The organism is Streptomyces sp. SID3212, assembly GCF_009865405.1.
GTDB lineage: Bacteria > Actinomycetota > Actinomycetes > Streptomycetales > Streptomycetaceae > Streptomyces.
In genome coordinates this window covers 1-5,749 of sequence record NZ_WWJY01001179.1, presented here as the reverse complement: position 1 = coordinate 5,749, position 5,749 = coordinate 1, and the positions used below count along the sequence as shown (strand labels likewise).

The 5,749-nt window shown below is 66.3% G+C and carries 6 protein-coding genes; 3 read left to right on the top strand and 3 right to left on the bottom strand.

What is annotated here, in order from left to right; all coding sequences use genetic code 11:
• The first annotated feature begins 330 nt into the window (after positions 1–330).
• Positions 331–1,314 carry a hypothetical protein gene (locus tag GT042_RS35400; protein WP_161312785.1) on the top strand — a complete coding sequence of 328 codons (984 nt, stop codon included), beginning with the start codon at positions 331–333 and terminating at the stop codon, positions 1,312–1,314.
• Between the two features lie 52 nt (positions 1,315–1,366).
• Here the strand turns inward: GT042_RS35400 and GT042_RS35395 are convergent, their stop codons facing one another.
• The gene (locus GT042_RS35395) at positions 1,367–1,567 is read right to left on the bottom strand and encodes a DUF397 domain-containing protein (RefSeq protein ID WP_161312784.1); all 201 of its coding nucleotides are present in this window, start codon (positions 1,565–1,567) and stop codon (positions 1,367–1,369) included.
• Complete coding sequence (locus GT042_RS35390) at positions 1,567–2,412, bottom strand: helix-turn-helix transcriptional regulator (RefSeq protein ID WP_161312783.1); 846 nt, start codon at positions 2,410–2,412, stop codon at positions 1,567–1,569. The genes GT042_RS35395 and GT042_RS35390 overlap by 1 nt, the downstream gene beginning before the upstream one ends.
• A gap of 205 nt (positions 2,413–2,617) precedes the next feature.
• On the opposite strand from GT042_RS35390, the gene GT042_RS35385 reads away from it, so the two are divergent.
• Complete coding sequence (locus GT042_RS35385; protein WP_345944040.1) at positions 2,618–3,265, top strand: ATP-binding protein; 648 nt, start codon at positions 2,618–2,620, stop codon at positions 3,263–3,265.
• 140 nt (positions 3,266–3,405) lie between these two features.
• Positions 3,406–4,521 (top strand): DUF3578 domain-containing protein, encoded by a 1,116-nt coding sequence (locus GT042_RS35380; protein ID WP_161312782.1) that lies wholly within the window; start codon positions 3,406–3,408, stop codon positions 4,519–4,521.
• 154 nt (positions 4,522–4,675) lie between these two features.
• Here GT042_RS35380 and GT042_RS35375 read toward each other — a convergent pair whose 3' ends face one another.
• The gene (locus GT042_RS35375) at positions 4,676–5,674 is read right to left on the bottom strand and encodes an SEC-C domain-containing protein (RefSeq protein WP_161312781.1); all 999 of its coding nucleotides are present in this window, start codon (positions 5,672–5,674) and stop codon (positions 4,676–4,678) included.
• Between the last annotated feature and the right edge of the window lie 75 nt (positions 5,675–5,749).

Below are 5,749 nucleotides of genomic sequence, written 5' to 3'. Positions count from 1 at the left end.
CCCGCCGGCCCGGTGCCACTGCCGGGCGGCCACGGCGCCGGCGGCGGCCAGCGCGACCCCGCCGAGGGGGCGCTTCTTGGTCCAGCGGGCGACCGCGTACCCACCGACGAGACCTCCGGCCGCGACCACCGCTGCGGGAACCTGAGCCATCACAACCACCTCTGCCGATGCCGTCACCAACGCGAAGAGCGTACGTCGCACGAAGGGCCACCTTCGAAGCCACCCACTTCCCACCCCTCCCATCTCCCCAACGCAACGGAGGACACAACAGATGGTCACAACCCACTCCCCGGCGTTCGCCCCCCGCCCCCACCCGGGCAGAGAACCCGCATGCTCCGAACGACCTCCGCGGACCCGGCCATCGCCCGCCTCGCCCGCACCCAGCAGCACCTGGCGAGCTCACGCCAGCTCCGCGCGACCGGCCTGGCACCCAGCACCACGACCCACCGCTGCGCACCGAACGGCCCCTGGCAGCGCCTGCTGCCGGGCGTGGTCCTCCTCCAGACGGGGGCACCGGACGCTCACCAACGCCTGCTGGCGGCGGTGCTGTACGGGACGACGGACCTGACCGCCCTGTCGGGCACGACGGCGGTGCTGACGGGCGAGTCGGCGCTGGCGCTGTACGGAGTGCCGGGGGCGACGACCCGCGGCGCGACCGTCCTCGTATCGGCGACGCGGGGCCTGCGGAACAGATCGTACGTACGGGTCCTCCGCACGAGCCGCTGGCCACCGACGCTGCTGGTGGACGGGATCCCCTGCGTACGCCCGGTGCGCGCGGCCTCCGACTTCGCGGCCCACGAACGCTCCCCGGACCGGGTCCGCGCGATCCTCACGGCGACGGTCCAGAAGACGAGCTGCCACCCGGAGGACCTCCGCGCCGAACTCCACGCGTCCCGCGCCCTCCGCAACCCGGCGGCCCGCACGGTCCTCGACGACCTCCGCGCGGGCACCCGCTCCATGGCCGAGGCCCAGGCCAGGGACACCCTCCTCCGGGCCAACCTCCCCCACCCCCTCTGGAACCCCACCCTCCTCACCCCGAAGGGCACCTTCCTGGCCCGCCCCGACGCCTACTGGCCCCACGCGGGCGTGGCCCTGGAGGTCGACTCCGAGGAATACCACCTGGGCATCACGGAATACCGCACCACCCTCCGCAGACGCCTCCGCCTGGAAGCACACGGAGTAGACGTGATCAGCGCGTTCCCGGCCCTGATCCGCGACCACCCCCAAGAACTGGTAGCAGCCATCACCACCAAACTCCACCAATCCAAATCCCGCCCCAACCCCCCAGACCTGATCATCAGGCCCTACCTCTGACCCCGCCTCCGACCGTGAGGCGACCCTCATGCCCCCGGCCCAACCTCGAAGCTCAAGCCTCGACGCGCCGTTCCCGTACAGCCGCCACAAACCCATCCCAAGCACCCGATCCGAATGCCAGCGCCCCTCGCTCAGGCTCCTTGGAGTCCCGTACGACGATTCCGCCGGCTATTCCGGCAACCTCGACGCACTCGGTGCCGCTCCCACCGCTGTAGGAAGACTTGAACCAGCCAACAGCGCTCTCGCGATTCATCACAACCCCTCGCAGACCTGGTCCAGGAGCGCGACGGACGCCTCGATGTCGAGCGCCTGCGCACGCAGATATTCGAACGCCAACTTATAGCGAGCAAGCTCCTGTTGCTTCTCCATGAACAGCCCTCCTCCGAGGATGTCCACGTATACGACATCCAGTTCTGGTGTGGCACCGCCGAGAACGACAAAGCTGCCGACCGCAGCCGCGTGGGCGCCCGCGCTGAACGGCAGGATCTGCACGGTGACATGGGGCTCACCCGCCCGTGTGAGCAGCCGGCGCAGCTGATCGCGCATGACGTCACGCCCACCGACCATGCGCCGTACGACCGCCTCATCGATCACCGCCCAGATGTGCGGCGGTTCATCCCGCTCCAGCAACTCCTGCCGCTTCATGCGAATGTCGACCATGTGGGTGATCTCTTGCTCGGTGCAGCGCATCTCCGACGCACGATGCACCGCCTCCGCGTACCCGCGGGTCTGTAGAAGTCCTGGCACGTACATGCAGGCGTAGTGGTCCTCCCGAACCACCTCGTCCTCAAGGGTCAGCATGAGATTCATCGACTCAGGGATCGGGTCGGCCAGTGACCGCCACCACCCGCGAATCTTCGCTCCCTTGGCCAGTTCGACGAGTGTGTGACGTTCCTGTTCGGGCGCTTCGTACGCACGACACAGCGCGTCGACCGCAGGCCACTTGACTGTTCCATCCTTGGTCTCATACCTGCTCAAGGTCGCCTTGGAGATACCGACGAGGGACCCCGCCTCCTCCAATGTGAGCCCCGCGCGTTCCCGTAACCGGCGTAGGTCCGCTCCGAGTTGGCGCCGACGGGTCGTTGGTCCGACTGCCATGTATGTGGCCCTTCACGTTGATCTCACTGAGCGTGCGCGCTCCGGCGCGGCGGAAGCAAGCCAGTTCACGCCGGGGGCGTGCGGCCGGGACGCGAGCTTCGGCTTGAGCATGGTGAGAGTTCCAAAATGAGAGTTCCAATGCCACTCTGAGGTGAAGCGTAGACACGCAAGGTAATCGACGAGTCTAGGTCCAGGGGTGACGGGTGTGAGTGAGTGCCAGTTCAAGATCGCCAGGAAGGGTTGGGATCTCCCGTTCCTCGCTGAGGCTGAGGAACTCGGTGCCTTGCGAAGGGTGGTGGAGTTCCACTTGCATCGTTGGGGTCTGCCCGAACTCGCGGAGCCGGCACGCCTGTGTGTGACCGAGTTGGTCACCAACGTCATCACCCACGTTGGTCCGGGGACTCCCACCACCCTGTCCGTATCGATGAACGGCGTACATCTGCGCCTGGAGGTAACGGACCCGGACACCCGAGCGCTTCCCGCCCTTGTTGAAGCGTCAGGGGACGCTGAGGGCGGCAGGGGTATGGCTCTCGTGAACGCCGTCACTGATCGGTGGGGCGTCATCCTGCGGGGAGACACGAAAGTCACGTGGTGCGAGCTGCCTACCGGCCTTCGTTCACCGACGGACCACGCGGAGGGCCCGAGGATCGCCAAGGCGGAAGCGCTGCTGGCTCTCTTCTCCTTCGGCGGCATCAGGGGGCCGGGTCGTTCGGACCCGCTGAGCGTGTCGGCAGCCGAGGAGACCGTCATCGAACTGATCATCGATCTCCTCCACTGGCTCCGCTCCCATGGCTGTGACCCGGGCGAGGCCCTTGATCGCGCGCAGACCCGCTTTGAGAACGCTCTGTGCTAAATGACCTGTTCGCGTAGTTCTGTTGGTGTGGAGGGGGCGTAAGTCCCCGCAGTGGCGCTGAAGATGCCTGGTGTCGACACGCATACTCTTGACGATCAACCGCGTCCAGAAAACAGCCTTCTTGTTCTAGATTTGAGGGCATGGGGATACAGGGGTTGCTTCTTGAGATCGCTGACACGTACGACGCCCAGGCTGGGACGAAGGCCGAGGTCGCGGGGCAGCAGGTGCTGCGAGCGGTCGCCGGGCGGTCAGACCTCGGGCTTCCTTCCACACACTTCGCCAAGGGGTACGGGGGGCAGGCAATCGCCGCCGCTACGCCCTGGATTGGCGTGTTTGATCGGCAGATCAATAGAGTTCCGGGGAGAGGTCTCTATTTGGCCTATATTTTCAGCGCGGATCTTCGTACTGTGTCGCTGACCTTGCAGCAAGGAATCACGCATCTCGAAGATCGCCTTGGCAGAGGTCAGGCTCGTCAACAGCACCTAAGGCGCCAAGCGGCTCGGCTTCGTAGAGCGCTGGCTACCCAGCGCAGAGCGGGTTGGATTGATGAGCTAGAGCTGCGACACCACGCCGACAGGCCGAGGGCGTATGAAGCCGCGAGCGTTATCGCCCGCTCGTATGTGCTGGCCGCGCTGCCAGAGGAGGCGTCTTTGCAAAGCGATCTCCGCTATGCGATGGACCAACTGACGAGGGCCGATTCCGCCGACCAGTTGTGGTGGTTCCAGGATGGCGATAGCCCGCTCGATGTTGGTTATGTCCCTGATGGTCACCTCCTCGGAGAGGAGGATCCGCTTGCTGGATTCCAGCCCAAGGACAGCTCTGACTGCATCGCGAACATCACAGCCCGACAGCAAGTCAAGAAGCGTCATCATGAAGCGCTGATCGAGCGCTTTGGACACCATGTTGTATCGCGTGGATACATACCGACCACCAAGTTGACGCATCCGAAAGACCTGGTGCTACACCGGGATGGCGCAGTCCAGCCGACGGATGACGAATGGCTCGTGGAAGCGAAGGTGGTCCGAGGCGGTAACCCGACCGAAGCAGTACGTCAGGCGGTGGGGCAGCTACATGAGTACAGCCACTTCCTCTATCACGAACGGAATCGCCCTGAGCCGCATCTCATAGGTCTCTTCACCGAAGATATCGGAGTGTACGCCGGCTACCTGGAGAGGCAGGGAATCTCGTCGATTTGGCAGTCAGGCGACGGCTGGGACGGTTCTGCCCGAGCGGCTAGGTGGGGCATGGTCGGTTAGTGGTCCGGTCCGTGACATCGAGATCTCCATGTCTGCAGTCCGCTTGTTTAAAACCCCAGACAAAAGTGTCATCTGAACGCGCTGGAGGTCTTCGCTCCAGCGCGTTCTTGCCCTAAGAAATTCATTGAATGGCCTGTTGGGGGAGTTTCGCAGCTTATGCGGTGCCGTGGCAGGTCTTGTAGGGGGTGTTTGAGTTGCACCAGCAGGGGGCCGTTTGGGTGGGGGGCCAGGGGGTGGCTCGGCCTCGGGCTGCGAGGGTGGTGGCGTATTGGGGGAGCAGGTCGGGGTCTTCGGGGGACGCGGCTTCTGAGGCGGCGAAGGCTTCGTAGGAAGGGACCGTGCCGGTGACGATGCCCAGGTTCGGGGTGCCCGTTGCCGCCAGGTCGCGGAGGGCGGACTCCAGGGTCGCCAGGTGGGCTTCCTCTGTGGGGTATTCCGTGCTGAGGGCCGGGTACGCCGTGAGGAGTTCGGTCAGTTCTTGCGTGGGCCAGTGCAGTACTGCCACCGGGAACGGGCGGGACAGGGCCGTGCGGTACGAGCCCAACTCGGCGCGGAGGCGGGTGATCTCGGCCTGGAGTTCCGCCGGGTTGTCCGAGCCCAGGGACCAGAGGCGCTTCGGGTCGTGGAGTTCGTCCAGGGGGACCGTCGCCCGGTGGAGGCTGTCGGCCAGGGTGTCCCAGGTGTCGTGGTCCAGGGCCAGCAGGCGGCGGACGCGGTGGCGGCCGGTCAGGAGGGACTGGGTGCGGTACGGGACGTCCTCGCCGGGGGCGAGGAGCAGTTCGAGGGCCGTCGTGAAGGAGTCGAGGGCCGCTTCGAGCTCGTCGTGGGCCTCCAGGGTCTCCGCCACGATCTCCCAGGGGGCCGGGTCCAGCGGGGCCGCCGCGCGGAGGCCGGCGATGATCGCCTGGGCCTCGGCCTCGTGACCGTACTCCCAGAGGTTGGCCGCCTTGAGGGCCTTCACCAGGTGGGGGCGGTCGGGAGAGGCCGCGAGGAGGGTGTCGTAGAGCCCGGTGGCGCGGTCGCGGGCGCCGGCGAGTTCCAGATGGGCCGCGGCCTGGAGGAGCAGGGGTTCGTGGTCCTCCGGGTACTGGGCCGCCGTGCGGAGCAGGCGCTCGGCTTCCGTGGTGTGGTCAGCAGGCATGTCGGGGCGCATGGTCCACACCGTACTGCCGTGGGGTGGTTCGGACGGAGGCCGGTGGGAGGAGATGAGGGGGAGGAGGGGATGAGG